The sequence below is a fragment of the Janthinobacterium agaricidamnosum NBRC 102515 = DSM 9628 genome, from assembly GCF_000723165.1.
Lineage (GTDB): Bacteria > Pseudomonadota > Gammaproteobacteria > Burkholderiales > Burkholderiaceae_D > Janthinobacterium > Janthinobacterium agaricidamnosum.
This window is the reverse complement of sequence record NZ_HG322949.1, coordinates 5,885,721-5,885,975: the sequence shown is the minus strand read 5'-3', so window position 1 is coordinate 5,885,975 and position 255 is coordinate 5,885,721. Positions and strand designations below refer to the sequence as shown.

General features: G+C 63.1%; 1 protein-coding gene (cut by both window edges). It reads right to left on the bottom strand.

Every position in this 255-nt window falls within one protein-coding gene, locus GJA_RS28425, for a contractile injection system protein, VgrG/Pvc8 family, read on the bottom strand. The gene is 285 nt long; 20 of those nucleotides lie to the left of the window and 10 to its right, leaving coding positions 11-265 in view — codons 4 (partial) to 89 (partial); the first complete codon in reading order (the gene reads right to left) occupies nucleotides 251-253. Both codon boundaries (start and stop) fall beyond the window edges.

Sequence of the window (255 nt, the reverse complement as noted above, 5' to 3'; positions counted from 1 at the left end):
CCTCGCTGCTGTCGGCGAACAGCACCATGCACTGGCCGCCATCGGCCTCTTCGAAACGCCACGACAAGCCTTCGTCGGTCAGCAGGCGGCGGATGAAATCAAAGTCCGATTCACGGTACTGGCAGCAATAACCGCGCCGGCCGGCACCTTCCATGAACGGAGCGGTCTCGTCGCTCCAGCGCCAGATGGCGCGCGGCGCGTAGGCGCTGAACACGCTGTCGATGATCTCGATGACGGTCTTGTCTTGCCAGACAC